General features: G+C 60.4%; 24 protein-coding genes. 10 read left to right on the top strand and 14 right to left on the bottom strand.

Features of this window, described 5'->3' with window-relative positions; genetic code table 11:
- The first annotated feature begins 5 nt into the window (after positions 1 to 5).
- Both ACP7B3_RS13680 and ACP7B3_RS13675 read left to right on the top strand, forming a co-directional pair.
- Positions 6 to 212 carry a DUF1127 domain-containing protein gene (locus ACP7B3_RS13680; protein ID WP_426179168.1) on the top strand — a complete coding sequence of 69 codons (207 nt, stop codon included), beginning with the start codon at positions 6 to 8 and terminating at the stop codon, positions 210 to 212.
- A 45-nt stretch (positions 213 to 257) separates the two neighbouring features.
- Positions 258 to 1,475 carry a winged helix-turn-helix domain-containing protein gene (locus tag ACP7B3_RS13675; protein ID WP_426179166.1) on the top strand — a complete coding sequence of 406 codons (1,218 nt, stop codon included), beginning with the start codon at positions 258 to 260 and terminating at the stop codon, positions 1,473 to 1,475.
- 169 nt (positions 1,476 to 1,644) lie between these two features.
- Here ACP7B3_RS13675 and ACP7B3_RS13670 read toward each other — a convergent pair whose 3' ends face one another.
- Positions 1,645 to 2,991, bottom strand: coding sequence for a class II 3-deoxy-7-phosphoheptulonate synthase (locus tag ACP7B3_RS13670; RefSeq protein ID WP_078047560.1), 1,347 nt, complete (start codon positions 2,989 to 2,991; stop codon positions 1,645 to 1,647).
- Between the two features lie 124 nt (positions 2,992 to 3,115).
- Between ACP7B3_RS13670 and ACP7B3_RS13665 the strand changes: the two genes are divergently transcribed.
- Entirely contained in the window at positions 3,116 to 3,871 is a 756-nt protein-coding gene (locus ACP7B3_RS13665; protein WP_369300532.1) for a spermidine synthase, read from the top strand.
- Positions 3,872 to 3,990: 119 nt separating this feature from the next.
- Here ACP7B3_RS13665 and ACP7B3_RS13660 read toward each other — a convergent pair whose 3' ends face one another.
- Complete coding sequence (locus ACP7B3_RS13660; RefSeq protein WP_145165117.1) at positions 3,991 to 4,782, bottom strand: crotonase/enoyl-CoA hydratase family protein; 792 nt, start codon at positions 4,780 to 4,782, stop codon at positions 3,991 to 3,993.
- Between the two features lie 421 nt (positions 4,783 to 5,203).
- On the opposite strand from ACP7B3_RS13660, the gene ACP7B3_RS13655 reads away from it, so the two are divergent.
- Complete coding sequence (locus tag ACP7B3_RS13655; protein WP_053255160.1) at positions 5,204 to 6,877, top strand: DEAD/DEAH box helicase; 1,674 nt, start codon at positions 5,204 to 5,206, stop codon at positions 6,875 to 6,877.
- Positions 6,878 to 6,988: 111 nt separating this feature from the next.
- Here the strand turns inward: ACP7B3_RS13655 and ACP7B3_RS13650 are convergent, their stop codons facing one another.
- Positions 6,989 to 7,756, bottom strand: a complete 768-nt coding sequence (locus ACP7B3_RS13650) for a DODA-type extradiol aromatic ring-opening family dioxygenase (RefSeq protein ID WP_426179163.1) — start codon at positions 7,754 to 7,756, stop codon at positions 6,989 to 6,991.
- 104 nt (positions 7,757 to 7,860) lie between these two features.
- On the opposite strand from ACP7B3_RS13650, the gene ACP7B3_RS13645 reads away from it, so the two are divergent.
- Positions 7,861 to 8,517 carry a thiopurine S-methyltransferase gene (locus tag ACP7B3_RS13645; RefSeq protein WP_426179161.1) on the top strand — a complete coding sequence of 219 codons (657 nt, stop codon included), beginning with the start codon at positions 7,861 to 7,863 and terminating at the stop codon, positions 8,515 to 8,517.
- A gap of 172 nt (positions 8,518 to 8,689) precedes the next feature.
- On the opposite strand, the gene htpX is transcribed toward ACP7B3_RS13645, so the two are convergent.
- A complete protein-coding gene (htpX, locus tag ACP7B3_RS13640; protein ID WP_145165111.1) occupies positions 8,690 to 9,577 on the bottom strand; it encodes a protease HtpX in 888 nt (295 codons plus the stop codon).
- Positions 9,578 to 9,881: 304 nt separating this feature from the next.
- Entirely contained in the window at positions 9,882 to 11,093 is a 1,212-nt protein-coding gene (locus tag ACP7B3_RS13635; RefSeq protein ID WP_027607001.1) for a pyridoxal phosphate-dependent aminotransferase, read from the bottom strand.
- A gap of 202 nt (positions 11,094 to 11,295) precedes the next feature.
- Here ACP7B3_RS13635 and msrB point away from each other — a divergent pair, with 202 nt between their 5' ends.
- From msrB to ACP7B3_RS13620, 3 genes are all read left to right on the top strand, one after another.
- On the top strand, positions 11,296 to 11,688 hold the full coding sequence (gene msrB, locus ACP7B3_RS13630; protein ID WP_214246443.1) for a peptide-methionine (R)-S-oxide reductase MsrB: 393 nt from the start codon (positions 11,296 to 11,298) through the stop codon (positions 11,686 to 11,688).
- 236 nt (positions 11,689 to 11,924) lie between these two features.
- Positions 11,925 to 12,410 (top strand): glutathione peroxidase, encoded by a 486-nt coding sequence (locus tag ACP7B3_RS13625; protein ID WP_176998239.1) that lies wholly within the window; start codon positions 11,925 to 11,927, stop codon positions 12,408 to 12,410.
- Positions 12,407 to 12,898, top strand: coding sequence for a MarR family winged helix-turn-helix transcriptional regulator (locus ACP7B3_RS13620; RefSeq protein WP_426179157.1), 492 nt, complete (start codon positions 12,407 to 12,409; stop codon positions 12,896 to 12,898). The genes ACP7B3_RS13625 and ACP7B3_RS13620 overlap by 4 nt, the downstream gene beginning before the upstream one ends.
- On the opposite strand, the gene ACP7B3_RS13615 is transcribed toward ACP7B3_RS13620, so the two are convergent.
- Positions 12,852 to 15,161, bottom strand: a complete 2,310-nt coding sequence (locus ACP7B3_RS13615) for a response regulator (protein ID WP_426179155.1) — start codon at positions 15,159 to 15,161, stop codon at positions 12,852 to 12,854. The two genes, ACP7B3_RS13620 and ACP7B3_RS13615, sit on opposite strands and share 47 nt — an antisense overlap.
- Positions 15,162 to 15,333: 172 nt before the next feature.
- Between ACP7B3_RS13615 and ACP7B3_RS13610 the strand changes: the two genes are divergently transcribed.
- Both ACP7B3_RS13610 and ACP7B3_RS13605 read left to right on the top strand, forming a co-directional pair.
- Entirely contained in the window at positions 15,334 to 16,224 is an 891-nt protein-coding gene (locus tag ACP7B3_RS13610; RefSeq protein ID WP_145165100.1) for an ATP-binding protein, read from the top strand.
- Positions 16,221 to 16,703: a GAF domain-containing protein gene (locus tag ACP7B3_RS13605; protein ID WP_145165098.1), complete on the top strand. Its 483-nt coding sequence runs from the start codon at positions 16,221 to 16,223 to the stop codon at positions 16,701 to 16,703. Before ACP7B3_RS13610 ends, ACP7B3_RS13605 begins: the two co-directional genes overlap by 4 nt.
- A 37-nt stretch (positions 16,704 to 16,740) precedes the next feature.
- Here ACP7B3_RS13605 and ACP7B3_RS13600 read toward each other — a convergent pair whose 3' ends face one another.
- From ACP7B3_RS13600 to ACP7B3_RS13565, 8 genes are all read right to left on the bottom strand, one after another.
- Positions 16,741 to 20,376 carry a transporter substrate-binding domain-containing protein gene (locus tag ACP7B3_RS13600; protein WP_426179152.1) on the bottom strand — a complete coding sequence of 1,212 codons (3,636 nt, stop codon included), beginning with the start codon at positions 20,374 to 20,376 and terminating at the stop codon, positions 16,741 to 16,743.
- 8 nt (positions 20,377 to 20,384) lie between these two features.
- Positions 20,385 to 21,008, bottom strand: coding sequence for a response regulator transcription factor (locus ACP7B3_RS13595; RefSeq protein WP_106576804.1), 624 nt, complete (start codon positions 21,006 to 21,008; stop codon positions 20,385 to 20,387).
- A gap of 255 nt (positions 21,009 to 21,263) precedes the next feature.
- Complete coding sequence (locus tag ACP7B3_RS13590; RefSeq protein WP_145165094.1) at positions 21,264 to 21,659, bottom strand: response regulator; 396 nt, start codon at positions 21,657 to 21,659, stop codon at positions 21,264 to 21,266.
- Positions 21,660 to 21,831: 172 nt separating this feature from the next.
- Entirely contained in the window at positions 21,832 to 23,163 is a 1,332-nt protein-coding gene (locus ACP7B3_RS13585; RefSeq protein WP_426179149.1) for a deoxyguanosinetriphosphate triphosphohydrolase, read from the bottom strand.
- 71 nt (positions 23,164 to 23,234) lie between these two features.
- Positions 23,235 to 24,398, bottom strand: a complete 1,164-nt coding sequence (locus tag ACP7B3_RS13580; protein ID WP_145165092.1) for an EAL domain-containing protein — start codon at positions 24,396 to 24,398, stop codon at positions 23,235 to 23,237.
- A gap of 92 nt (positions 24,399 to 24,490) precedes the next feature.
- Positions 24,491 to 24,826 carry a hypothetical protein gene (locus ACP7B3_RS13575; protein WP_145165090.1) on the bottom strand — a complete coding sequence of 112 codons (336 nt, stop codon included), beginning with the start codon at positions 24,824 to 24,826 and terminating at the stop codon, positions 24,491 to 24,493.
- Entirely contained in the window at positions 24,823 to 25,209 is a 387-nt protein-coding gene (locus tag ACP7B3_RS13570; RefSeq protein ID WP_064451560.1) for a phage holin family protein, read from the bottom strand. Before ACP7B3_RS13570 ends, ACP7B3_RS13575 begins: the two co-directional genes overlap by 4 nt.
- Before the next feature lie 4 nt (positions 25,210 to 25,213).
- A complete protein-coding gene (locus ACP7B3_RS13565; RefSeq protein ID WP_106576799.1) occupies positions 25,214 to 25,528 on the bottom strand; it encodes a DUF883 family protein in 315 nt (104 codons plus the stop codon).
- Positions 25,529 to 25,779: the final 251 nt, after the last annotated feature.

Below are 25,779 nucleotides of genomic sequence, written 5' to 3'. Positions count from 1 at the left end.
AGAAGATGAAAGGTCAGAAAGGTTTTGTGTTGATGACGAAACGTCCGTTTTCCGGATTTTTTCAGCGGGTTGCCCGGTGGCAGTCGCTGCACCATGAGCGCCAGGCGCTGGCGAGTTTGAGCGACGATGCGCTCAAGGACATCGGGCTTAATCGGGGCGATGTGGAGCAGGACAGTCACCTGCATTTCTGGCAAGACCCGCTGCGAAAGTAACCTGGAATGCAGTAGGGTTGTCGGCGAGCCCACACGGAGAGACTCATGCCCGCCGACCTGTCTTTTTCACTCAAGCACGCTCGACGCATGGCGCTGGCGGCCCAGGGTTTTTCCGGGCGCCAGGCGCCGGCACTGATCAAGGCCACGCACCTCAATCGTTTGATCGAGCGCTTGGGTGTGCTGCAGATCGATTCGGTCAACGCCGTGGTGCGCTCGCATTACTTGCCGCTGTTTTCCCGCCTTGGCCAGTACTCCCCGCTGATCCTCGAACAAGCTGCCTGGAGCCAGGGGCGGCGGCGCTCGCTCTTTGAGTATTGGGGCCATGAGGCCTCGTTGCTGCCCATGGCGCTGTACCCGTTGATGCGCTGGCGCATGGAGCGGGCCAAGCAGGGGCAGGGGATTTATGCGCAAATGGCGCGGTTCGGGCGCGAGCAGCAGGCCACCATCCAGCGCGTGCTGCAGACCGTCGAGCAACAGGGCGCGGTGGGTGCTGGCAGCTTGTCGACCCGCGAGGAGCGCGCCGGCCCGTGGTGGGATTGGAGTGATGAAAAGCACGCACTGGAATGGTTGTTTGCCGCAGGGTTGGTCACGGTGGCGGGGCGTCGCGGGTTTGAGCGGCTCTATGATTTGCCCGAGCGCGTCATCCCCGCCAACCTCCTTCTGGCCACGGTGAGCGAGGCCGAGGCCCAGCGCGGTTTGTTGCTGCACAGCGCGACTGCCTTGGGCGTCGGTACCGAAAAGGATCTGCGCGATTATTTCCGCCTGGACCCTGCCGACAGCCGTGGCCGCTTGGCCGAGTTGGTCGAGGATGGGCAACTGCGGGTGTGTCAGGTGCAGGGCTGGAAGCAACCGGCGTACTGCCTGCCAGAACCGAAGGTACCGCGCAAAGTACCGGCCAGTGCCTTGTTGTCGCCGTTCGACTCACTGATCTGGGAACGCAGCCGCACCGAGCGATTGTTTGATTTTCGCTACCGGCTGGAGATCTACACCCCCCAAGACAAGCGGGTGTACGGCTATTACGTGCTGCCGTTTTTGCACAATGAGCGGATCGCCGCGCGTGTCGACCTGCGCGCCGAACGCGCCCATGGGCGGCTGGCCGTGCATGCGGTGCACGAAGAAGAGCCGGGGCTGGACGAGGAGGGGATGCAGGCGTTGGCCTTGAACCTGCGGCAGATGGCTGATTGGCTGGGGCTGGAACAGGTCCAGCTCAACTGCCAGCGGCCAAGTGCTGCCCGCTTAAGGGTGGCGATGCTGCAAACCTGAGCTGCAGCTGTTTTTTGTGGCGAGCGGGCTTGCCCCGCGTTGGGTGGCGAAGCCCCCCAAAACCATCCACCTCATTCTTCCAGACACACCGCAGTGGTTGTAGTGGGGCGGCTGCGCCACCCAACGCGGGGCAAGCCCGCTCGCCACAACAACCCCACTCACCCAAATTTCAGCGTTTGACTTGCTTCAAGGTCTCGGCAATCAAAAACGCCAATTCCAGCGACTGATCGGCATTCATCCGTGGGTCGCAGTGGGTGTGATAGCGGTCCGACAGGCCATCTTCGGTGATCGGTCGCGCGCCGCCGATGCATTCGGTGACGTTCTGCCCGGTCATTTCGATGTGAATCCCGCCGGCATACGAACCTTCGGCTTGATGCACCTGGAAGAACTCTTTCACCTCGCCAAGAATCTGCGCAAAGTCGCGGGTCTTGTAGCCGCTGCTGGCCTTGATGGTGTTGCCATGCATCGGGTCGGAGCTCCACAGCACCTGCTTGCCCTCGCGCTGCACGGCGCGGATCAGGTTGGGCAGGTGGTCGCCCACCTTGCCGGCGCCCATGCGTGCGATCAGGTTGAGGCGGCCGGGGTCGTTGTCCGGGTTGAGAATGTCGATCAAGCGGATCAAATCGTCGGGGTTCATGCTCGGGCCGACCTTGACGCCGATCGGGTTGTTCACCCCGCGCAGGAATTCGACGTGGGCACCGTCCAGCTGACGGGTGCGGTCGCCGATCCAGAGCATGTGCGCCGAGCAGTCGTAGTAATCGTTGGTCAGGCTGTCGCGGCGCACAAAAGCTTGCTCGTAGTTGAGCAGCAGCGCTTCGTGGGCGGTGAAGAAGCTGGTTTCGCGCAGTTGCGGCGAGCTGTCCATGCCGCAGGCGCGCATGAAGGCCAGGGTTTCGTCGATACGGTCGGCCAGCTGGCTGTATTTTTCGGCCAGTGCGGAGTTGGCAATGAAGTCCAGGTTCCACTTGTGCACTTGATGCAGGTCGGCAAATCCGCCTTGGGCAAACGCGCGCAGTAGGTTAAGCGTGGCGGTGGACTGGTGGTAAGACTGCAGCAGGCGATCCGGGTCCGGAACGCGGCTTTTCTCGTCGAAACCGATGCCGTTGACGATGTCGCCACGGTAGGCGGGCAGGGTGACGCCGTCGATGGTTTCATCGTTGGCCGAGCGCGGCTTGGCGAACTGGCCGGCCATGCGCCCGACTTTGACCACCGGGCAGCCGGCGGCGAAGGTCATCACGATTGCCATCTGCAGCAGCACCTTGAAGGTGTCGCGGATTTTTGCCGCGGAGAACTCGGCAAAGCTTTCGGCGCAGTCACCGCCCTGCAGCAGGAACGCGCGGCCCTGGGTCACTTCGGCGAACTGACGGCGCAACTCGCGGGCTTCCCCGGCAAACACCAGTGGCGGGTAGCTGGCCAGGTTCTGCTCCACTTGCAGCAAGTGTGCAGCGTCCGGGTACTGGGGTTGTTGCTGGATCGGCAGGGCGCGCCAGCTGTCGGGGCTCCAGGGTTGGCTCATCGTGAACTCGATTGGTTGATTGACGGTGGGGCGCCAATGTTATCAGCAATTAGTGCGTGACCTGTTGCTGCCGGTTGGCCGACAATCGCGCCTTTGCCGTGCGGTAAACCCTTTAGGAGTAGTGATGACCGAGGAGCGTGTCGAGCGCCTGCTGGCCGAAGTCCATGATGATTTCGGCATGATCCGCGTGCTTGAAGTGGCCGATTACCGCTTTCTCGAGTTTGGCGACGCCATCGAGCAAAGCTGCGTATTCACCGCCGACCCGAGTTGGCTGGAGTACGACTACACCCGCGCGATGCTGATTGGCGCGTTGTGCCACGAGCAACCGGAGAGTGCGCTGTTCCTCGGGCTGGGCGCCGGCACGCTGACCCAGGCGTGCCTCAAGTTTCTGCCGCTGGAAGACGTCGAAGCCATTGAGCTGCGCCCGGACGTGCCGCGCCTGGCCATTGAGTACCTGGGGCTGGATGACGATCCGCGCCTGTACATCCGTATTGGCGACGCGCTGCAGTTGCTCGACACCGCCGAATCGGCCGACCTGATTTTCGTCGACCTGTATACCGACGTCGGCCCGGGCGTGGGGCACCTGGCCTGGACCTTCCTGGAAAACTGCCAGAAAAAACTCAACCCTGGCGGCTGGCTGGTGATCAACCAGTGGGCAACCGATGATGGCAAGCCACTGGGTGCGGCGTTGTTGCGTGGGTTGTATCACCGGCATTACTGGGAGCTGCCGGTGAAGGAGGGCAATGTGATTTTGCTGGTGCCTTCGGAGTTGGATCAGGCACTGGACCTGGGTGCGCTGACGGCGCGTGCCGAAGCTTTGGCGCCGCGGTTGGGGTACTCGTTGCAGGCGTTGATCAAGGCGATTCGGCCGGCGACTTAGTTGCCGGTACTGGCGCCATCGCGGGCAAGCCCGGCTCCCACAGTTGAAGTATGTTCACCTGTTGAAATGCATTCCCCTGTGGGAGCGGGCTTGCCCGCGATGAGGCCGACACTGTTCACTCAAATCCCCTTGAACACCCCCGGCCGCTTCTCAACCATCGCCCGCACACCCTCTTTGGCATCTTCACTGTTGAGCAGCTTCTCCACCACCACCTGCAACCCGGCGGCGGCAACGGTTTCGCCTTCCATCCGTGCCTGTCGCGCCGACATCAGCGTCGCTTGCACACCCAGCGGCGCCTGGCGGGCAATACGGCTGGCTAGCTCAATGGCGCGCGGCAGCAAATCTTCGCTGGCCATCACTTCCTGCACCAAGCCCAGCCTGAGCGCCTCGTGCGCATCAAATTCATCGCCGGTGAGCAACCAGCGCATGGCGTTGCCCCAGCCGGCCACCTGATGAAAACGTAAGGTCGCGCCGCCAAAAGGAAAGATCCCACGCTTTACTTCCATTTGCGCAAAGCGCGTATTGCTCGCGCAAATATTGATATCGGCTGCCAGCATCAACTCGATGCCGATGGTCAGGCAGTAGCCCTGGGCCGCGACGATCACCGGTTTATTGACCCTCGGCCCGGCGAACACACCCCATGGATCGCAGCCGCCCAGTGGCGGTTGCCAGCCTCCGGACATCACGCCGCTGACATTGGCCAGGTCCAGCCCGGCGGTGAAGTGGTCGCCGTGGGCAAACACCACGGCCACCCGGGCCTCGTCGTTTCGATCAAATTCGCCATAGGCCAGGCTCAGCTCATTGAGCAGATCCAGGTCAAAGGCATTGCGCTTGGCCACTCGGTCCAGACCCAACAGCAGGACATGGCCCTGCAACTCACGGCTGACGCGACTGCTGCTGGCTTGATTCATCGGGTGTGCCCTCAGGGCTTGGGTGGGTTTCAGACCAAAGGTCTTGATGGGCAGGTGAACCGTTTAAGCGTTATGACCAACAGGGCCGGGCCTTTGAAAAATAGACCCTGACGCGGCTATCCGCAAAGGCTTTGATGCAGCGCGGTTTATCGGCGCTTTGCGATAAAAAAAGCTCCCTTTTTCAGCTATTTCCGGTATAGTGCGCGCCGGCCTTTAACCGGGCCGCGTTTAGGTAGCGCAATTCCCCGAAGTCAGCTTCGGCTGCACGTCCGCACAGCGGACTCTTCCTTGACGAATCTTTTTCATTCATTCGTTTTCGCAAATCCCCGCCGACAAAGCAGCCAGGGCGACTCTTGAGTCTCAACACGGCATGCGCAGCTTTGGAGCATGGGTCTTTGCGGATGCACTTAGAGGCAGACCCATGACCCAGGAAACCGGCGGCTTCGCCGCTTTTAATCTTAACCCGAACATTCTTGCAGCCGTCATCGCGACCGGCTACGAAGAACCTTCGGCTATTCAGCAGCAATCGATCCCGATCATCATGGCCGGCCAAGACATGATTGGCCAAGCGCAAACCGGTACCGGTAAAACCGCCGCGTTCGCCCTGCCAATCCTGCACTGCATCGATCCTGCCAAGCGCGAGCCGCAAGCCCTGATCCTGGCGCCAACCCGTGAGTTGGCGCTGCAAGTAGCAACCGCTTTTGAAACCTACGCCAAGCAAATGCCAGGCGTAACCGTTGTGGCCGTTTACGGCGGCGCGCCTATGGGCCCACAACTGAAAGCAATCCGTAACGGCGCACAGATCGTTGTCGCCACTCCGGGCCGTCTGTGCGACCACCTGCGTCGTGACGAAAAAGTCCTGTCGACCGTGAACCACCTGGTTCTGGACGAAGCTGACGAAATGTTGAAGCTGGGCTTCATGGATGACCTGGAAGTCATCTTCAAGGCGCTGCCACCGACCCGTCAGACCGTATTGTTCTCGGCCACCCTGCCACAGTCGATCCGTGCCATTGCCGAACGCCACCTGCGCGATCCGCAACACGTGAAGATCCAGACCAAGACTCAGACCGTTACCGCGATCGAACAGGCTCACCTGTTGGTTCACGCTGACCAGAAGACCTCGGCTGTATTGAGCCTGCTGGAAGTCGAAGACTTCGACGCCCTGATCATGTTCGTGCGCACCAAGCAAGCGACCCTGGACCTGGCCAGTGCCCTGGAAGCCAAAGGCTACAAAGCCGCTGCGCTGAACGGTGACATTGCCCAGAACCAACGTGAGCGCGTGATCGACTCCCTCAAGGATGGCCGTCTGGACATCGTTGTGGCGACCGACGTTGCTGCCCGTGGTCTCGACGTTCCACGTATCACCCACGTGTTCAACGTTGACATGCCGTACGACCCAGAGTCTTACGTTCACCGTATCGGCCGTACCGGCCGTGCCGGTCGCGAAGGTCGTGCACTGCTGCTGGTGACTCCGCGTGAGCGCCGCATGCTGCAAGTGATCGAGCGTGTAACCGGTCAGAAAGTTGCCGAAGTCCGCCTGCCGGATGCTCAGGCCGTTCTCGATGCTCGCATCAAGAAACTGACCAACAGCCTGTCGCCGCTGGTGGCTGACGCTGAATCGACCCACGGCGAACTGCTGGACCGCCTGACGGCCGATATCGGTTGCACCCCGCGTGCCCTGGCTGCAGCCCTGCTGCGCAAGGCTACCAACGGTCAAGCGCTGACCCTGGCTGCGATCGAGAAAGAACGTCCACTGGTGCCGAACAACGCTCCGCGCGGTGATCGTCCAGAGCGTACTGGCGACCGTCCAGACCGTGGTGATCGTGAGCGTCGTGCTCCGGTTCCATTGGCTGAAGGCCGTGCTCGTTGCCGTACCGCGCTGGGCGCGCGTGATGGCATCGCGGCCAAGAACCTGCTGGGCGCTATCCTCAACGAGGGTGGCCTGGCACGTGAAGCGATCGGTCGTATCCAGGTTCGTGACAGCTTCTCCCTGGTGGAGCTGCCGGAAGACGGTCTGGAAAAACTGCTGGCCAAGCTCAAAGACACTCGCGTTGCCGGTAAGCAGCTGAAGCTGCGTCGCTACCGCGAAGATTGATCCGCCTTTGGGCTGATTGATCGCACATAAAAAATCCCCGACTGGTTCGGGGATTTTTTTTGCCTGGATTTCAGGTTTGGATCAGCACTCGATCCCACATTTAGATCTGCGTTAGCCGAAGCGGTAGATGTCCATCCCGAGCGCACCCATGGTGAAACCTTGATGCGTCGTGCTGAACTCGCCGCCGGCGCCCCGGGCGAAATACAGCGGCAGCAAATGCTCGTCGCTGGGATGGCTGCGCACGGCATGTGGTGCCTGGCGGCGATAGTCGTGCAGGGCGGCTTCGTCGTTGGCCGCCAGTTTGCTGACCATCCAATCACGAAATTCCCGTGCCCAGGGCTCGATGCTTTCCGGCCCGGCATGCCAGTCCAGTTCGCCCAGGTTGTGGGTGATGCTGCCCGAACCGATCAACAGCACGCCGTGCTCACGCAAACTGGCCAGGGCATGCCCGACGCGGGTTTGCAGGGCAGGGCCCATACGGCTTGGCAGCGACACCTGCACCACTGGAATATCGGCGGCCGGGTACATCAGTGACAGGGGCACCCAGGTGCCATGGTCGAACGGGCGCTGGTCATCGACGCGCGCCTCAAGGCCATCAGCCTTGAGCAGTTCGACTATCTGGGCTGCCAACTGCGGGTCACCGGGGGCGGGGTACTGCACGGCGAACAAATCCCGTGGGAAGCCGCCGAAATCGTGCCAGGTCTCGGGTGCGGCGCTGCCGGTAACAAGCAGGCCCTGGCTTTCCCAGTGCGCTGAGACCACCACAATGGCCTTGGGCCGTGGCAACTCGGCCGCCAGGCGCTTGAGTGCCGGGCCGCTGGCACCGGGTTGCAGGGCGAGCATGGGCGAACCGTGGGAGATAAACAGGCTGGGGAACATAAGTAGGGTCCTGAGCGTTAACATGGGCCCATCTTCAATCAGATCATTGATCTAAATCTAATATAAGTTTTAGCGCCTTTTGATCGAATTTTCAGGGTGATTCCATGGAGCCTAAGTTTTGGCAAGAGCGTTGGGCACGCAACCAGATCGGTTTTCATCTGCCCGAGGTCAACCCCTACCTGCTACGGCACTGGCCAAAACTGGCCTTGGCTGAAGGGGCAAAGGTGTTGGTGCCGCTGTGCGGCAAAAGCCTGGATCTGATGTGGCTGGCAAGCTTGGGGTATCGCGTGCTGGGTGTGGAGTTGTCCGAGCAGGCGGTGGAGGCGTTCTTCAGTGAGCAAGGGCTGATGCCCAAGATCAGCCAGCGTGGCGTGTTCAAGGTGTACCAGGCGGATCTGATCGAGGTGTGGTGCGGCGATTTCTTTGCCTTGGACGCCGAAGCGCTGGCCGATTGCTCCGCGCTTTACGATCGCGCGGCATTGATCGCGTTGCCGCCGTTGATGCGGGCGCAGTACGCCGAGCATCTGAATGCCTTGTTGCGCCCGGGCTGTCAGGGTTTGCTGATCACCCTCGACTACGATCAGACACAAAAGGCCGGGCCGCCGTTTGCCGTCGCTGATGAAGAGGTGAGGCTGTTGCTGGGGGCGCGCTGGTCTGTGCAGGTGGTGGAAGAGCAGGACGTCCTGGGCGAGAGTTGGAGGTTTGTGCAGGAAGGTGTCACGCGGCTGGAAGAGCGCGTGTACCAACTGACAAGGTACTGACCCTGCTATCGCCATCGCGGGTAAGCCCGGCTCCCACATTGACCGCTTCGCTCACCGTGTATGTGAACCTGAGCAGATCCTTGTGGGAGTCGGGCTTGCCCGCGATGGCGATTCAAGCACTCACAAAAAAGGGGCGATCAGATCGCCCCTTTTTTGTGTTACCGCGCAGCTATCAGCCCCGGCGACGCAGTGCGTCGATCCGCTCTTCCAGCGGCGGGTGGCTCATGAACATGCGTGCAAAACCTTGCTTGATGCCACCGTTGATACCAAACGCGGTCAGGCTGTCCGGCATGTGCACAGGCAGGCCTTGTTCGGAGCGCAAGTGTTGCAGTGCCGCAATCATCGCCCCGGTACCGGCCAGGCGGGCACCGGCTTCGTCCGCGCGGAACTCGCGTTTGCGCGAGAACCACATGGTGATCGCGCTGGCCAGGAAGCCCAGCACCACCTCGGCAAAGAGGGTCGCCACGAAGTAGGCAATGCCGCGGCCTTCTTCGTTCTTGAAGATCACCTTGTCGACGAAGTTGCCGATGATCCGTGCAAAGAACATCACGAAGGTGTTCACCACGCCTTGTACCAGCGCCAGGGTGACCATGTCGCCGTTGGCCACGTGGCCGATCTCGTGGGCCAGTACCGCTTTCACTTCGTCGTAGGAGAAGCGTTCGAGCATGCCCTGGCTCACCGCAACAAGGGCGTCGTTCTTGTTCCAGCCGGTGGCAAAGGCGTTGGCCTCATACGCCGGGAAAATCCCGACCTCAGGCATCTTGATGCCAGCCTCGCGGGACAACTGCTCAACGGTCTGCAGCAACCATTGCTCATGGCGGGTGCGTGGCTGGGTGATGACCTGGGTGCTAGTGCTCATCTTCGCCATCCACTTGGATATGAACAGCGAGAAGATCGAGCCGGCAAAACCAAAGACTGCACAGAAGACCAGCAGCTGATTGAGGTTCAGATCAACCCCGTTGGCCGCCATGAACCCGTTGAAGCCGAACAGGCTCAGGGTGATGCTGGCAATCAGCACGACCGCCAGGTTAGTGGCCAAGAACAGCAGGATGCGCATCATGGTTGTAGAATTCTCCTCATGCTTAATATGTCGCGTACTGCGGGGTATATAAGGTGCGGCCTGGGGCTATTCAACCGAGCGACTATTTCAAACTGTGTCCTACAGCCTGAATGTAGAGCCTTGAAAGGATTTTCCGAGCCGAAAAGCCAGCCGCGATCACCCCATTCAAGCCTTCGCGCCCTGCAATTATAGGAGGCTGACCGGTCCGTGGCGTGCAGCGGCAGGGAGGAGGGGACGGCGGGTAGAGAAGTGTTGCCAGATACTCGCCGTACGACCGAATGTCGGTCGTACGGCGGCATGTGCGTTATTGGCGATAGGACTTGAGGAAGTTGCCGATGCGACCAATGGCCATGTCCAGGTCGTCCACTCGCGGCAATGTCACCACGCGGAAGTGATCCGGCCACGGCCAGTTGAACGCCGTTCCCTGCACCACCAACAGCTTTTCCGACAGCAGCAGGTCGAGCACGAATTTCTCGTCGTTGAGGATCGGGCAGACCTTCGGGTCGATCCGCGGGAACGCATACAGCGCGCCCATGGGTTTCACGCAGCTCACGCCGGGGATCGCGTTGAGCAACTCCCACGTACGGTTGCGCTGCTCCAGCAGGCGGCCCTGAGGCAGTACCAGGTCGTTGATGCTCTGGTAGCCGCCGAGGGCGGTCTGGATTGCATGCTGGCTCGGCACGTTGGCACACAGGCGCATATTGGCCAGCATGTCGATGCCTTCGATGTAGCTCTGGGCGTTGTGCTTGGGCCCGGAGATGGCGATCCAGCCAGAGCGGAAACCCGCCACGCGGTAGGATTTGGACAGGCCATTGAAGGTCAGGCACAGCAGGTCCGGCGCCAGGGAGCCGGTGCAGATGTGCACGGCGTCGTCGTAAAGGATCTTGTCGTAGATCTCGTCGGAGAACACCACCAGGTTGTGCTGGCGTGCCAGCTCGAGCATGCCCAGCAACACCTCCCTGGAGTACACGGCGCCGGTCGGGTTGTTCGGGTTGATGATCACCAGGGCCTTGGTGTTCGGCGTGATCTTGGCCTTGATGTCGGCCAGGTCCGGGAACCAGTCGGCGCCTTCATCGCACAGGTAGTGCACCGGGTGGCCGCCAGCCAGGGTCACGGCAGCGGTCCACAGCGGGTAGTCGGGCGCCGGCACCAGCACTTCGTCGCCGTTGTTGAGCAAAGCCTGCATGGACATCACGATCAGCTCGGACACGCCGTTGCCCAGGTAGATGTCTTCGATGCCGACACCTTCCACCTGCTTCTGCTGGTAGTACTGCATCACGGCTTTACGCGCGCTGAACAGGCCCTTGGAGTCGCTGTAGCCCTGGGCGGTCGGCAGGTTGCGGATCACGTCCTGGAGGATTTCGTCCGGCGCTTCGAAACCAAATGGCGCCGGGTTGCCAATGTTCAGCTTGAGGATGCGATGGCCTTCCTCTTCCAGGCGTTTGGCGTGCTTGAGCACTGGGCCGCGAATGTCGTAGCAGACGTTGGCGAGCTTGTTCGATTTGCTGACCTGCATGGCGATGTGATCCTGAAAATGAACGATCCAGACGGCGTGGACACTACCGTACTGCGAATCCTGCGAGGCCTGCACCCATAAATACGTTTGAATGCCGGTAGCGCGGGTGCCAGACTGGCGTTTTTAAGAGGCGCAATCATACGTGCCGCCTGTTCCGTGGAAAAGATACAGATCAGGCTTTTTCAGTTGCCGAGGTGGATTGATGGATAAGTTGCAGAAAACCCTGGATGAGTGGCGGGACATGCTCGACCCCGCGCAGTATCAGGTGTGTCGTCTCAAGGGCACCGAGCGCCCGTTCAGCGGCAAGTACAACGAAACCAAAACCGACGGTGTGTATCACTGCATCTGTTGCAATGAGCCGCTGTTCGATTCCAGCACCAAGTTCGACTCCGGCTGCGGCTGGCCGAGCTTCTACGCGCCGATCGCCGACAGCGCGATGATCGAGATCCGCGATGTCAGCCACGGCATGATCCGCACCGAAGTCACCTGCGCCAAGTGCGATGCGCACCTGGGGCATGTGTTCCCGGATGGTCCGCCGCCGACTGGTTTGCGCTACTGCATCAACTCGGTGTGCCTGGACCTCGTCCCGCGCTAGGGCAGGCAGCACCTTCCAAGTGTGGGAGCGGGCTTGCTCGCGAATGCGGTGGGTCAGTTACCAATGAGCTGGCTGACACACCGCATTCGCGAGCAAGCCCGCTCCCACTTTTGTATCGGACGTGAATGAAGGAATTGATGTGAGCAAATAGAGCCTCATCAATGCGGTCAATTAAATTGCACACAATTGAATTGCCTACTATCGTTCCAGGTCTTTCCCCTGTTTGAGGCACTGCCATGAGCAACAACCTGCTGAGCATCCCGTGCACCACCATCAAAGGTGAGCAAAAGACCTTGGCCGACTTCGCCGGCAAGGCCATTTTGGTGGTCAACACCGCCAGCAAATGTGGCTTCACCCCGCAGTACAAGGGGCTCGAACAACTCTGGCAGCAATACAAGGACCAGGGCCTGGTGGTGCTGGGGTTCCCCTGCAATCAATTCGGCAAGCAGGAGCCCGGCAACGAAGGCGCGATTTCCGAGTTTTGCGAGTTGAATTTCGGTGTCAGTTTCCCGTTGTTCAAGAAGATCGACGTCAACGGCAGCGAGGCCCATCCGCTGTTCGTGCAGCTTAAAAAACAAGCGCCGGGCTTGCTGGGTTCCAAGGGCATCAAGTGGAACTTCACCAAGTTCCTGATCGGTCGTGACGGTCAGGTGGTCAAGCGTTTTGCCCCGACCACCAAGCCTCAGGACCTGACCCAAGAGATTGAAGCCCTGCTCAAATGATCGATGTATCCGCCGTGTCCCTGGCACTGGACGACCAGCTGTGTTTCAAGCTCTACGCTGCCTCACGGGCGGTGACGCGTGCTTATAAGCCAATGCTTGACCAGCTGGGCCTGACCTACCCGCAGTACGTGGTCATGCTGGTGCTGTGGGAGTGGCACGAGGCAACGGCGCCGCAGCCGACCGTCAAGGCCTTGGGCGAGCGGCTGATGCTCGATTCGGGCACATTGACGCCGCTGCTCAAGCGTCTTGAGCAGCTCGACCTGGTGAGCCGCCAACGCAGCGCACGGGATGAGCGGGAAGTGCACCTGGGGCTGACTCAGGCCGGTGTGCAGTTACGCCACCAGACTCACCGCCTGAAAACCCGCTTGCTGTGTGACAGCGGCATCGACCTGAACCAGGCCGATGCCTTGCGCGAAGGCCTGGACCAGTTGCTGGCGCAGATCAAAGGGTTGTCGTCTGCGGCACCCACAGGTCCAGCAGAGCCTTGAGTTCTTCGCGGCGGAACGGTTTGGCCAGGTAGTCATCCATGCCCGCGGCCCGGCAACGCTCGCGCTCTTCCGAGAGTGCGTTGGCCGTCAAGGCGACAATGGGCAAGTCGGGCCAGCGCCCGCTGCGGCGAATCTGCCGGCTGGCTTCGTACCCATCCATTACCGGCATGTTGCAGTCCATCAGCACCATGTCAAAGCGCTGCTCTTCAAGGAACTTGAGCGCTTCGCCACCGTGCGCGGCCACCACCACTTCGCAGCCGAGCTTGCTGAGCATGCCCTTGGCCACCAGTTGATTGACCGGGTTGTCCTCCACCAGCAGGATGCGCGCCCGGTGCGTAAACGGCGCGGCTTCCATCTGGATCGGGTCGAGGATCAGTGGTGCGTCGCTGCGCAAATTGCGTTGCAGGATCTGATACAGCGCGTTGCGGCTCAAAGGGCGCGCCTGTTGCTGCAGCGGCGCCAGGGCTGCCACTTCCTCACTGGGCATAAAGTTGCCGTAGGCGGTGACCAGCAGAATGGGCGCCTTGATGGCTGGGCGCAGGCGGAACAGGCACTCCGGGCAATCGGTGATCAACAGGTCGGGATTTTGCCCGCTCAGGTCGTCGTCTTGAGAATAAACGCGCGGCGCCAGCCCCCAGTGAGGCAACAGGGTGGTGAGCAATTCCGTCAGGCCGCTGCCGGCGTTGGTGATGGCAATGACTTCGCCTGCCAGTGGCGCGTAACGCGTCGCGGGCAAATGCGTGGGCAGTGGCAGGTCGGCGCAGAACTGGCTGCCAAACCCGACTTCCGAGCTGATGCTCAGCCGGCCCTTCATCGCTTCACACAGATTGTGCGTCAACGCCAGCCCCAGCCCCGTGCCACCAAACTGGCGGGTGATGCCTGCGCCGGCCTGGGTGAACGGCTGGAATATTTTTACCTGCGCATCCTGAGCGATGCCGATTCCGGTATCACACACTTCAATGTTCACCCGGCCCTCACTGGCGCTCAGGCGCACGTCGACTCGGCCAAAGCGCGTGAACTTCAAGGCGTTGGAGAGCAAGTTGCTGACGATTTGCCGCACGCGTGTCGGGTCGCCAATCACTTGGGCGGGAAACAGTGGGTCGATCAAGCACGTCAGTTCAACGCTCGGTGCTGCGTTCTGCGACAGCAGGTTGGCGGTGTCTTCCACCAGCGAGCTAAGATCGAACGGGATACGCTCCAGCTCCAGCTGGCCGGCATCGAACTTGGACAGGTCGAGGATATCGTTGAGCAATTCCACCAGCACTTTGCCGGAGTCATGGGCAATCGACAGTTGCTGGCGCTGCTCGGCATTCAACGGGCTGTCCAGCGAGAGGGCGATCATGCCCAACAGGCCATTGAGCGGCGTGCGAATCTCGTGGCTCATGTTGGCCAGGAACGCCGCCCGTGCCTGGGCCATGCCCAGCGCCGTCATCTTCGCAGCCTCCAACTCATCATTGGACTGGCTCAGGCGTTGGTTGCTGGCCTTGAGCTCCAGCGTGCGTGCGGAGACGATATCTTCCAGTTGGCCCAGGTACTCGGTGAGTCGGTCCTCGGCGTGGCGGCGCTGCTGGATTTCGGTCTCCATGTTTTCGAATTGCTGGTTGGCGACACTGACCAGCACGCCGATTTCGTCGTTTTCGTGCCCTGGCGGGCAATCCAGGTGCGCCTGCTTGCTGGTGCTCAGCGCGCGAATAATGCGCACCAGCGGCTGGGTCAGCATCACGTAAAACAGGCCCAGCAGGATGCCGGTCAGCAGCAGGCTGCGGGCAAAGCCGTTAAGCAGTGTGATCTCGGCGCGGTGCAGGAAACGGCTGCCGAAGGCGTAAGTGTCGACGTCCAGGCGCAACACGCCCAAAGAATCATTAGGCATGTGGCTGAGGAACAACCGATCCTCAAACTGGCGGTTGGCGCCAAACAGAAAATCGCTGATGGGCCGGTACGTGCTTTCCTTGCGCGGGCGATCAACGTCGGCCAGGACCACACCATTGTTGTCGACCAATTGCGCACGGGTGATCGCCGGGGAGTGCAGCAGGCCCAGCGTCAGTTCCTGGGCGAGTTCGGCGTCGATGTTGTAGGCGATACGGGAGGCGGGGTTATGGCTGATTTCGATCAGCGAGCGGATTTCACGGTTGATGGATGCGTCTTCGCTGGCATAATCAATGCCGATTTGGATCAGACTGAGCAAGGTTCCCAAGACGAAACCGACCAGCACAGTCAATCGAGCTTGTTTATAAGACAAGCGGTGGGCGAACTTGATATCCATCGGGTGTTGAACCACTTCACGTTTCCCTTCGCCCGGCAAGCATAGCTGAACATCCACCGGCTTTGGCTTGCTCGGCATAATCATTGATTTTTTTACAGGTGCAGCCCTGTCGCGGTCTGCCGCAGGGTTGCCAATACGCCATCTTTTGCAAGAACTTGCCAGAGGAATAGTCGTGGATAATCGATTGAATGCCTTTCTTGAGCGTGCCGACGCGGTACTTGCACGCCTGGAACCGTTGTTGCCGGCGCCCCGCCAAGCCATCGACTGGGACCAGTGCCTCGCCGCCCGCTGGCAGCGCGAAGGCCGCAGTGGCTTTTTGCTGCCCCTGGAAGTCAGCCTGGACATGCGCCTCAGCGACCTGATCGGTGTGGACAAGCAACGCGAACAACTGGCCCGCAACACCCAACAGTTTCTCGATGGCTTGCCCGCCAACCACGCGCTGCTGTGGGGTTCGCGCGGCACGGGCAAATCGTCCATGGTGCGCGCCTTGCTCGCCCAGCACGCCAAGGCCGGCTTGCGGTTGATTGAAATCGAGCGCGATCACTTGGCCGACTTGCCGCGCGTGGTCGAGCAACTGCTCAAGCTGCCGCAGCGGTTCATCCTGTTCTGCGACGACTTGTCGTTCGAGGCCGGCGAGGGCGACTACCGCGTGCTCAAGAGTGTGCTGGACGGCTCGCTGGAGCAGGCGCCAGAAAACGTGCTGTTGTATGCCACGTCCAACCGCCGTCACTTGGTGCCGGAAAACCAGAGCGACAATGACAACTGGAAACGCGTGGACGGCGAGCTGCACCCCAGCGAGGCCGTCGAAGATAAAATCGCCTTGTCCGACCGGTTTGGCCTGTGGTTGTCGTTCTACCCGTTCTCTCAGGAACATTTCCTGAACGTGGTCGAGCACTGGATTGGCGAACTGGCCAGCAAGGCCGGTTTGCAATGGCAGCGCGATGAAGCGCTGGATATTTTGGCCGTACGTTGGGCCACCGGGCGCGGCAACCGCAATGGCCGGTGCGCGTATCAATTCGCCCGTTACTGGGTGGGTCTCAAGTTGTTGGAGCGTCAACCATGATCGATTTGCAACAGGCCGGCACGGGCCTGGATGGCTATGCAATGCTGTGTGCGCAGCTGGAGTCGCTGCTGGCCGATGAACGCGACTTCATCGCCAACAGCGCGCAGTTCTCTGCGTTTCTGTTCAACCAGCTGGATGACCTTAACTGGGCCGGCTTCTACCTCAACCGTGACGAAGAGCTGGTGCTTGGCCCGTTCCAGGGCCAGATTGCCTGCGTGCGCATTCCGTTCGGTCGTGGGGTGTGCGGCGCGGCGGCGGCATCGCGGCAAACCCAGCGGGTGGAGGACGTTCACGCGTTCCCTGGGCATATCGCCTGTGACAGCGCTTCGAACAGCGAACTGGTGGTGCCGCTGATCAAGGACGGCCAACTGATTGGCGTCCTTGATCTGGACAGCCCGTCGCTGGCGCGCTTTACCGCGCAGGACCAGGCGGGCATCGAACAGCTGGCAGCGATTTTCCTGCGTCTGACCGACTGCTGACCGGTGGCGGCAGGGGGAGTGCAAACACTCGCCCTGCCTATTGCACGTCCAGTTCATTAAGGCGCATCTGCAGCATCCTCTCCAATTCAAGCATGCATTTTTCCAGGCTCTTGATGCCGGTTTCGATCTTCGGCCGATCCTCACCCTGGGCGCAGGCGTGCTCCAGCGCTTCACATTCGCCGGCCAGCGCAGCGGCCTGCACGATGCGCGCAGCTCCCTTGATCTTGTGGGCCTGGTCAATGATGGCCTGGGGCGATGCCTGTTGCGCCAACATGGCGGTCAGTTCCTGACGGTCATGACGGCTGCTGTTAAGCAATTCTTCAAGCAGGCGGCGACTCAGCTGTGGGTCGCCGCCCGTCAGCGCCTCCAGGCTGCTGAGGTCGAGCCTCACACCGCCGGGTGGCTGGCCGATCTGCGCCAGTTGCCGCTCCAGCACCGTCAGGCTGATTGGCTTGAACAGGCAGTCGTTCATGCCCGCTTGCGCGCAACGCAGTTTCTCTTCCGGCTGGGCATTGGCGGTGAAGCCCAGCACGACGCAGGCCGGCAGCTGTTCGCGCTGTTCATACTCACGGATCGAGCGGGTCAATTCGTAGCCGTTCATGATCGGCATGTTGCAGTCGGCGATGACCAGGTCGAAGCGTTCCTGACGCCATGCCTTGAAGCCGGCGGCACCGTGCTGGGCTGCGGTGAACTGATGGCCCAGATAACCCAGTTGCTGACACATCAGCAGGCGGTTCGCGGGATGGTCATCCACCACCAGTACGTTGAGCACCGGCGCAAGCGCCGGGGGCGCGGGTTTGAGTTCGCCCGCGGGCTGGACCGGCTGCAGGCGGGGCATTTTCAAGTTGACATGCACTTGGGTGCCCACCATCGGCACACTGCTCAGGCTCAGTTGCCCGCCCATCATTGCGCACAGGCTTCGGCAGATCACCAGCCCCAGGCCGGCACCGCTCCTGGCCAGGTGCCCGGAGTTGTCGGCCTGGGCAAACGGCTCGAACAGGCGCAGCTGGTCGTCGCGACTGATACCAATGCCGGTGTCCTCGACCACCAGTTTCATCTCGACCTGCTGCGGTTGATCGGTGGGTTGCACGTCCACTTTGATGTGCACCCGCCCGCGCTCGGTGAACTTGATCGCATTACTCACCAGGTTGGACAGCACCTGTTTGAAGCGTAACGGGTCGATCAGCACCTCGGTGTCATCCAGCTCGGGCTTGAACTCCAGCAGCAGGCTGAGGGTTTTCTGCCGTGCCAGGCCATCGAACACGCGCACCACCGACTCGATGACTTCGCGCAGGTTCACACGCTCCGGCGCCAGGCTCAAACGGCCGGACTCGATGCGCGCGATGTCCAGAATATCGCCGATCAATTCCAGCAGGTCTTTGGCCGAGTTGTAGGCCACTTCAATGGCCGGGCGGTCGAGATGGCCCTGGTCAGCCCGCTTGAGGGTCAACTCCAGCATGCCAATCACGGCGTTCATCGGCGTGCGGATTTCATGACTCATGGTGGCGAGGAAAGTACTTTTGGCCCGGTTCGCTTCATCGGCGCGTTCCTTGGCGGCGCGCAACTCGTCGAACAGCTGGCGCCGCTCACTGATGTCGATCCAGCCCCCAATGATGCCCTGGACTTCACCAACGGAGTCACGGTAGGGAAGAATCCAGTGATAGATCGTCAGTTTTTTTCCATGCAGGTGCAGGGTGCGGTCGAGAATCAGCGTGTTGCCTTGCGCCACGACTTGCTGGTAGTCCGCGTGGTATTGCGCCGCCTCCGATTCCCGGGCCATGTCCATCTGGATCACGCTCTTGCCGATCACGTCTTCACGCTTGACGCCGAAGACCTGCAAGTAACTGTCATTACAGGTTTGCAACAGGCCGTTTCGATCACGCACATAGATCGGGTGCGGGGTTTCGTTGACCAGTGCGCGCATGAACTCGAACTGATCGTTGAGGGCGCGCTCGGCCATTTTCCGATGCTTGATCTGGCGGCGCATGTGGGCGTTCCAGGTCAGTGAAATCAGCAGCAACAGCCCGGTGCCAACGATGATTTGCGCGATCAACTGGTGGTAGTTGCGCCAGTAACTGTCGGAGGCGGCGGTGTAGCCGCGCCAGCGACTGTTGATCACGCCCATTTCGTCCGGAGCAATGCTCAGCAGGGCCTTGTCCAGGATTGAACTCAGTTCGACGGCGCGGCGTGGCGTCGCCAGGGCGAACGTGGCGGGAAGGGTGCCGATACTGGTGCTGATCTGCAGTTTGTCCTGGAAAACCTGCGAGGACAGGAAGTAGTTGGCGATCACCAGCGAGTTGACGGCACCTTCCACATTGCCTTGGGCCAGCATTTCGGATGCTTTGAAAGTGTCGCCGACCTCCACCAGGCGAATCTGCGGGAAGTCCTGCGTGAGGATTTTTTCCAGTGGGTTGCCCACGGTGATAGCCAGGCGCTTGCCTGTCATCTGCTCCAGGTTCGAGGGCGCGCCGGGCTCTTTGCGGGTCAGCAGGACGTAGGAGTTTTCCAGGTAAGGGCGACTGAAACTCAGCGAAGCCTCCCGTTCAACGCTGGGGACAATGGCCCCGATGATATCGGCTTTCCCGGTGGTGACCTGTTCGATCATCGCGTTGACTTCGCGACTGCGCAGGATCTTGAAACGTAACCCGGTGCGCAGGCGTATCAGTTCCAGCAAGTCTGCGGTGATGCCGCGAAAATTGCCTTCGGCGTCGAAAAACGTCAGCGGTGCGAAGGTCTCATTGACGACGACTGTTACCACCGGATGGTCTTTGAGCCAACGCTCTTCGCGCTGAGTCAGTTGCAGCTTCTTGTCGGTCAGCAAGATATCGCTGCCGGCGCTCCAGCGCTTGGCGATGCTGTCGCGTTCATTGATGGGGATGGCGGCCAGCACCGAGTCGACGATGCTCAGCAAAGTGCGCTGTTCCTGGCGCAGCGCAAAGCTGAAGCCATAGGCTTCATGCTTGCCGAAGTTGGCCATGCGGATGTTTTTCAGGTAGCCCTTGTTGATCATGTAATGGGTGGAAATGGTATCGCCCAAAAACACGTCGGCCTGGTCGAACGCCACCGCATTCAAGGCGTTTTGGTACGAGGGATAGGCGCGGATGTTGGCCTTTGGGTACAGCTTCTGCACTTCATTCAACGGCAGGTAGTGGTAGACCAGGCTCAAGCGCAGTCCGGCCAGCCCATTGCCCAGATTGTAGTTTTCCCCCTCACGGGTCACGAGTACGGGTTGGTCCACCGCGTATGGCTGCGACAGGATGAGATTCGGGTTGGCGGCTTCAAAGCCGTTGGAGGAGCCCAACAGGTCGATTTCGCCTGTTTCAAGCGCGTGGATCGATGCTTCTCGGGTGGGGTAGCGCACCACCTTCACGGGCAATGCCAGGGCTTGGGCCAACAGCCCTGCGTAATCGGCGGTCAGGCCCTCGTAGTCGCGGCCGCTGGAGGTCAGGTCGAAGGGCGGGTAGTCCGGTGCCGAAGTGCCGAGCACCAGCTCGCGTTTGTTCTGTAACCACTGGCGCTGGGCCTTGTCCAGTTGAACATCCAGTTGTACCGCACTTGCACGGCTCAACAGCGTGAAGTGTTCCGGGCCGGGAGCGGGGTCCGCAGGCACCGTCGTGCTGAAACACACACCGGCGATTAATATAATCAAATAGTCCTTTATACGGCTGGGCATCCGCTTTCTCACACTAGCGCGTTTCGTTTTGCCATCTCGATAAGTTCTACCAAGGACTTGGCTTTAAGTTTTTGCATTAGCCTTTTTTTGTAAGTGCTTACTGTTTTGTTACTTAGAAACATCCCTTTGGCGATTTCCTTATTGGTGCGACCTTGTGCGAAAAGTTGTAATACCATCAGTTCCCGGTCGTTCACGGTTTTAAACAGTTCAAGTTCCAGCGTGTCTGTGCCGTCTGCATTACCATTGAGGGCCTGGCTGGGAAAATAGTTATAACCCGACAGCACGGCGCGGATGGCACTCAGCAGTTCGCTGAGGTCGCCTTCCTTGCACACATAGCCATCCGCGCCCGAGCGCATGCAGCGGGTGGCAAACAGCGTCGGGCTCTGAGCGGTCAGAATCAGGGTTTTCATCGATGTGTTCATGGCGTTGAACCGGCACAGCACTTCGAGGCCGTCAAGTTTGGGAATGCTGATATCCAGAATGATCAAGTCCGGCAGGCATTCGCGAACCATTTGTATCGCATCACAACCGTTGTCCGTTTCACCGACGACTTTATAACCCTCATGTTCCAGCAACATGCGGATCGCCAGCCTGATAACGGGGTGGTCATCAATGATAAAAACCGTGTTCATAATCACATTCCATGCAAGTGCAAATAAAGCGGGCACATTAGCTCAGAAGAAGAGGGAGGAGCATGAACCATGGTGGGAACAGGTATAAAACAGGAGAATTCCTACATGAAAAAAGGTAGTTACCTACCAGTTGTTAAGGCTTTGTGACGCTGGATGTAAGCAAGTTTTAAATCGGTGCGGTCATTGGCAGTGCCAGCGATTCAGCGATTGGCTCAGGTATATTTTCGTAGGTGGACGAAGTTTAAAGTCCTACATTTACAATCGGATCAGGGGCGCAATCAACTTTGCAAGTTCGTCTTTATTCAGCGGTTTGGATAAATAACCAAGCAGCGGCAAACCACGCTGCAGGGCTTGGGTGGTCAGGTTGAAGAGTTCCGAGGAAGGCAGCCCGCTCAGCAGGATGGCGCCGGTTATAAAGTGTTGGCGACTGGCAATTTCCACCAGCTCCAGGCCGAGTAAATCAGGCAGGCATTGGTCGCACAGCATCAGGTCAAACGGCCTTTTGGATTCAGACATCGCGCGGATCGCCTGTTCGGCATTTTCTGCCAGCGTCAGGTGGTCGAAACCGAAGGTGTTAAGCAGGCACTGAGTGGCCAGAAGCTGAAAGGGGTGATCCTCCACCAATAGGATTCGAAGAGGGTGTCTGGGCATAGGGGCACACGGGTCAGTCAAGCGTCGATGGGGTGGCGCGTAGGAATTGCTCGCCAGGTCCGCCAGAAGCGGGCGTGATTATTCCTTGAATGAGTGTACGAATTCGATCAGGCAGCTCTGTTCCCGTCGTAGGCAGATTCTGTTCGGGGAACAGGCGGCGTGATCGCAAGCGTCATTGTGGGCTTGAACGCCCGGTCATCTCCCGCGCCATCTCGGTGGCGTAGCTGTCGGTCATGCCGGCAATAAAGTCGACCATGCGCATGAACGAGGCGTGCAACGGCCACGCCGGGTCCGGTGCGCTGTTGCCGAGCAGGTCGAGGATGCGCCGGTTCTTGAACGACGGCGTGCGCCCGCCATGCTGCTCCAGCGCGGCACCGCAAAACGCATTCAAGAGGATTTCCAGGGTGGTGTAGGCGCCGATTTCATGCAGGGTCTTGCGCTTGTCCTGGAAGATTTTCTTGCGGGCCATGTCCTTGGCATCCAGCACGCAACGCTTGGCGGGGCCATGCATGTGCTCCACCAGATCGCCCGGCAGTGTGCCGGCGAGTAAGGCATCCTGCTGTTCCACGAAAGCCCGGGCGGCGGCATTGGTCAGGTGCTCGATGGCCTTGCCGCGCAAAATCGCCAGCTTGCGCCGGCGCGAGTCCTGTGCGCCCAGTTGCCGGTAAGTCTGGGGCAGGTCGTCACCGACCAGGTCGAGCAGCAGCGACTCGACCTCGGCGTATTCGAGCAACTCCATTTCCAGGCCGTCTTCGAGGTCGATCAAGGCGTAGCAGATATCGTCTGCCGCCTCCATCAGGTACACCAGCGGGTGACGGGCCCAGCGTTGTTCTTCCAGTTGCGGCAGGCCAAGCCTGTGGGCGATCTGCTCAAGGATCGGCAGCTCGCTCTGGTAACAGCCGAACTTATGCTTCTTGTAGCCCAGCGAATCGGCGTGGCGGGCGGTCCAGGGGTATTTCAGGTAGGTGCCCAGGGTGGCATAGGTCAGGCGAGTGCCGCCGTCGAACTGGTGGTACTCAAGCTGGGTCAGCACCCGAAAACCCTGGGCGTTGCCTTCGAAATTGAGGAAATCATTGCGCTCGGCGCTGCTCATGTCGTCCAGCCAGCCGCGCCCGGCCGCCTGTTGGAACCAGTGGCGGATGGCATCTTCGCCGGAATGCCCGAACGGCGGGTTGCCGATGTCATGGGCCAGGCAAGCCGATTGCACGACCATGCCCAGATCGCTGGGGTCGCACCAGTCGGGCAGGGCGCTGCGCAGGGTTTCGCCCACGCGCATGCCGAGCGAACGGCCGACGCAACTGACTTCCAGCGAGTGGGTCAGGCGCGTATGAATATGATCGTTGCTGGACACCGGGTGCACTTGGGTCTTGCGGCCCAGGCGGCGGAAGGCGCCGGAGAAAATAATGCGGTCATGGTCTTTGTGAAACGGGCTGCGGCCGAGTTCTTCCGGGCTGTGCAGAGGCTTTCCAAGACGTTCGCGGGTAAGCAGGGTGGGCCAATCCAAGGCGGGTACTCTCCGTGCGGTGAATGACCCTCCCAGCTTCCCGGTTCAGCTGCACCGGGGCAAGCGAAAATCTACAAGCCGACCGCGTCTATATCGATTAACAGCAAACGCTGACCGTTATCGAAGAATTGTCCGGCGGTCAGGCAATACTGATTGGTGGTGGCGTCGCGGTAAGTCGAAGAGAGGGTCAGACGCCGCTCCTCCCAGCCTTCGGCCAGCAGGTGATAGAAGTAGGGGCGCCACGACCAGTTGTGCCCCAGGTAGCGGCTGTCGGCCTGCCAGGCGTCCTGGCGCCATTCGAAGTTGGGCGTCAGCTGGGTGCCATGCCGGTCGCACTGATAAAAGCGCAGCAGCCAGGGGAAATCCGGCAATTGAGGTAACTGGTCCAGCGGCGCCTGGCCCTGCGCCCAGTTCTGCAGGATCTTCATCAGTTCGGCCAGTTGCAGGCGCAACTGCATGATGCGGCCGCGTTCAGCCAGTTTCTGCTGCACGTAAACCGTACGCAGGCGGGCAAACTGCGGCACGAAGGCATCGGTGGCGAACCAGTCGAGTTGCGCCTGGGCAAACAGGTAACCCTGCACATACCGCGCGCCGCATTCCAGGGCGAAGCTCAGCTGCGCCTCGGTTTCCACGCCCTCGGCGATGATCCAGCAGCCAGTCTTCTCGGCCATTTGCGCCAGCGCACGCACGATCTCACTGCTCGGTCCGCCCTTGGCGGCTTCCTGGAACAGGCGCATGTCCAGCTTGAGGATATCCGGCTGCAGCGCGAGTACGCGGTCAAGCTGGGAGTAGCCGGCACCGAAGTCATCGATGGCAATGCGTGCACCGGCCTCACGATAGCGCGCCACCACCTCGGCCAGACGCTGGATGTCTCCGCCCAGTTCGGTGATCTCGAACACAATGCGCTGCGGATCGACGCCATGCGCATGCACCTGCTTCAGGCTGGGCAAGGCTTGGCCGGGGCGCAGACGGTTGATCCAGCGGGGTGAGATGTTCAAGCTCAAAAACCAGTCTGCAGGCGCTTCATGCAGGCGGCTCAAGGCATTGTCGCGGATCTGTCGGTCGAGGCAGCGCAAGGCCACGCCCGGTGTGCGCGGGTCGGCAAACAGCGGGCCGACTGACAGCAAGCGCCCATCAGCCTGGCGCAGACGGCCGAGTGCCTCGACGCCGGCGATGCGCCCAGTGGCAGTGTCGATAAATGGCTGGAAGCAGGCGAGCGGTTGCCCGTCGATCACGGGGCCTCCTTAAGAGAGCTGGCGAAAAAAGGCCCGGCCCTCAGTAACGAGGGCCGGGCCAATTCTGTTTGCAAGAATGCAGCCAGTCGCGCTTAACCCTTGCGCCCTGCCATGGCCAATTTGATCAACGGGATCAAACCGGCCCCCAGCCGCACCAGGCGCGTCACACTGCTGATACTGCCGCCCTTGGCGCCCTTGCCGGTAAAAAAGCCCATCAGCGTCACCGCGGCCACGCCCCACAGCGGCGCGTGCTTGATGCCCAGGCTGTCCTGCCAGTTGTGGCGCAGGTCACGCACTTTGTTCAGCGGGACCATCAGTTGATGGGATTCATGGCGGATTTCCTGACGGTGCATTTCCATGCGCAGGCGGATCAACGCCTTGCGCATTTCCCGACGGGAGGTGTTTTGCGGGATTTCAGTCATGCTCATGGCAGCAGGCGCTCCCGATCATTGGCCAGCTCTTCGAGGGTGGCGTGGAAGGGCGTGGATTCATCGAATATCGCCGCTTTCAAGCGCACTCCGCAAAACGCTGCGGCCAGGCTGTAGAACACGCAGAGGCTGATAATCCCAGTGAGACGGTAGGTGTCCCAGACCAGAATCATCACCAGCGCCGATAACCCCACCAGTAACAGCAGGGCAAATACCAGCGCCAGGCCTGCAAACAGCAGCAAGCTAACCGTGCGGGATTTCTGCTCCTGCAACTCGATGCCAAACAATTCGACGTGGCTGTGCAGCAAGCCCAGAACGGCCGCGCCCAGGCGTCGGGAAGTGGAGCTTGAGCTCGTGGACGAGCCGGATTCGCCGATAGACATGGTATTAGCGCCTTGTAGCCAGCAGACCGATCAGAAAGCCAACGCCGGCGGCAATGCCGACTGACTGCCAAGGATTGGCTTGCACGTAATCTTCGGTGGCGGTGACAGCCGCCTGGCCGCGTTCACGCAGGGAATCTTCGGTCAGTTGCAGGGTTTCGCGGGCCTTGAGCAGGCTGTCGTGGATCTTGGTGCGCAGCTCGTCGGCCTGGTCGCCGGCCAATACCGCGGTGTCGTCCAGCAACCTTTCAGTGTCACTGACCAGGGTTTGAAAATCCGCCATCAGTATTTCTTGAGCAGTCTTTGCAGTTCTTCGGGCCATGGTTATCTCCGTGATTGGCTGATCTGTGCGTCTGGTGCGTTACGTTTGTTTTCGAGTCACCGCTAACGGTGAAGGTTCACTGCAATTGTCTGGTACAGCTTTTGCTTTGCCTTGGTGCGCCTGCCCCAGGGTATGCGCTGAATCCGGGCGACCCGAGGCTAATGCCTTGAAAAACCTTACCCTAAATAAATAAAACCCGCGGAAAAACCCTGTCGGCAACGGCCTTTTGTGTTGATCGCTGCGCTAAAGCG

This window comes from Pseudomonas sp. TWRC1-2 (genome assembly GCF_049896685.1).
Lineage (GTDB): Bacteria > Pseudomonadota > Gammaproteobacteria > Pseudomonadales > Pseudomonadaceae > Aquipseudomonas.
This window is presented reverse-complemented; position numbering and strand designations above follow the sequence as displayed.

What these genes read in the sequence shown, in the direction of transcription:
- ACP7B3_RS13680 (WP_426179168.1), top strand. Translation starts at nt 6, where the DNA reads ATGAAAGGTCAGAAAGGTTTTGTGTTGATGACGAAACGTCCGTTTTCC.
- ACP7B3_RS13675 (WP_426179166.1), top strand. Translation starts at nt 258, where the DNA reads ATGCCCGCCGACCTGTCTTTTTCACTCAAGCACGCTCGACGCATGGCG.
- ACP7B3_RS13670 (WP_078047560.1), bottom strand. Translation starts at nt 2,991, where the DNA reads ATGAGCCAACCCTGGAGCCCCGACAGCTGGCGCGCCCTGCCGATCCAG.
- ACP7B3_RS13665 (WP_369300532.1), top strand. Translation starts at nt 3,116, where the DNA reads ATGACCGAGGAGCGTGTCGAGCGCCTGCTGGCCGAAGTCCATGATGAT.
- ACP7B3_RS13660 (WP_145165117.1), bottom strand. Translation starts at nt 4,782, where the DNA reads ATGAATCAAGCCAGCAGCAGTCGCGTCAGCCGTGAGTTGCAGGGCCAT.
- ACP7B3_RS13655 (WP_053255160.1), top strand. Translation starts at nt 5,204, where the DNA reads ATGACCCAGGAAACCGGCGGCTTCGCCGCTTTTAATCTTAACCCGAAC.
- ACP7B3_RS13650 (WP_426179163.1), bottom strand. Translation starts at nt 7,756, where the DNA reads ATGTTCCCCAGCCTGTTTATCTCCCACGGTTCGCCCATGCTCGCCCTG.
- ACP7B3_RS13645 (WP_426179161.1), top strand. Translation starts at nt 7,861, where the DNA reads ATGGAGCCTAAGTTTTGGCAAGAGCGTTGGGCACGCAACCAGATCGGT.
- htpX (WP_145165111.1), bottom strand. Translation starts at nt 9,577, where the DNA reads ATGATGCGCATCCTGCTGTTCTTGGCCACTAACCTGGCGGTCGTGCTG.
- ACP7B3_RS13635 (WP_027607001.1), bottom strand. Translation starts at nt 11,093, where the DNA reads ATGCAGGTCAGCAAATCGAACAAGCTCGCCAACGTCTGCTACGACATT.
- msrB (WP_214246443.1), top strand. Translation starts at nt 11,296, where the DNA reads ATGGATAAGTTGCAGAAAACCCTGGATGAGTGGCGGGACATGCTCGAC.
- ACP7B3_RS13625 (WP_176998239.1), top strand. Translation starts at nt 11,925, where the DNA reads ATGAGCAACAACCTGCTGAGCATCCCGTGCACCACCATCAAAGGTGAG.
- ACP7B3_RS13620 (WP_426179157.1), top strand. Translation starts at nt 12,407, where the DNA reads ATGATCGATGTATCCGCCGTGTCCCTGGCACTGGACGACCAGCTGTGT.
- ACP7B3_RS13615 (WP_426179155.1), bottom strand. Translation starts at nt 15,161, where the DNA reads ATGGATATCAAGTTCGCCCACCGCTTGTCTTATAAACAAGCTCGATTG.
- ACP7B3_RS13605 (WP_145165098.1), top strand. Translation starts at nt 16,221, where the DNA reads ATGATCGATTTGCAACAGGCCGGCACGGGCCTGGATGGCTATGCAATG.
- ACP7B3_RS13600 (WP_426179152.1), bottom strand. Translation starts at nt 20,376, where the DNA reads ATGCCCAGCCGTATAAAGGACTATTTGATTATATTAATCGCCGGTGTG.
- ACP7B3_RS13595 (WP_106576804.1), bottom strand. Translation starts at nt 21,008, where the DNA reads ATGAACACGGTTTTTATCATTGATGACCACCCCGTTATCAGGCTGGCG.
- ACP7B3_RS13590 (WP_145165094.1), bottom strand. Translation starts at nt 21,659, where the DNA reads ATGCCCAGACACCCTCTTCGAATCCTATTGGTGGAGGATCACCCCTTT.
- ACP7B3_RS13575 (WP_145165090.1), bottom strand. Translation starts at nt 24,826, where the DNA reads ATGAGCATGACTGAAATCCCGCAAAACACCTCCCGTCGGGAAATGCGC.
- ACP7B3_RS13570 (WP_064451560.1), bottom strand. Translation starts at nt 25,209, where the DNA reads ATGTCTATCGGCGAATCCGGCTCGTCCACGAGCTCAAGCTCCACTTCC.
- ACP7B3_RS13565 (WP_106576799.1), bottom strand. Translation starts at nt 25,528, where the DNA reads ATGGCCCGAAGAACTGCAAAGACTGCTCAAGAAATACTGATGGCGGAT.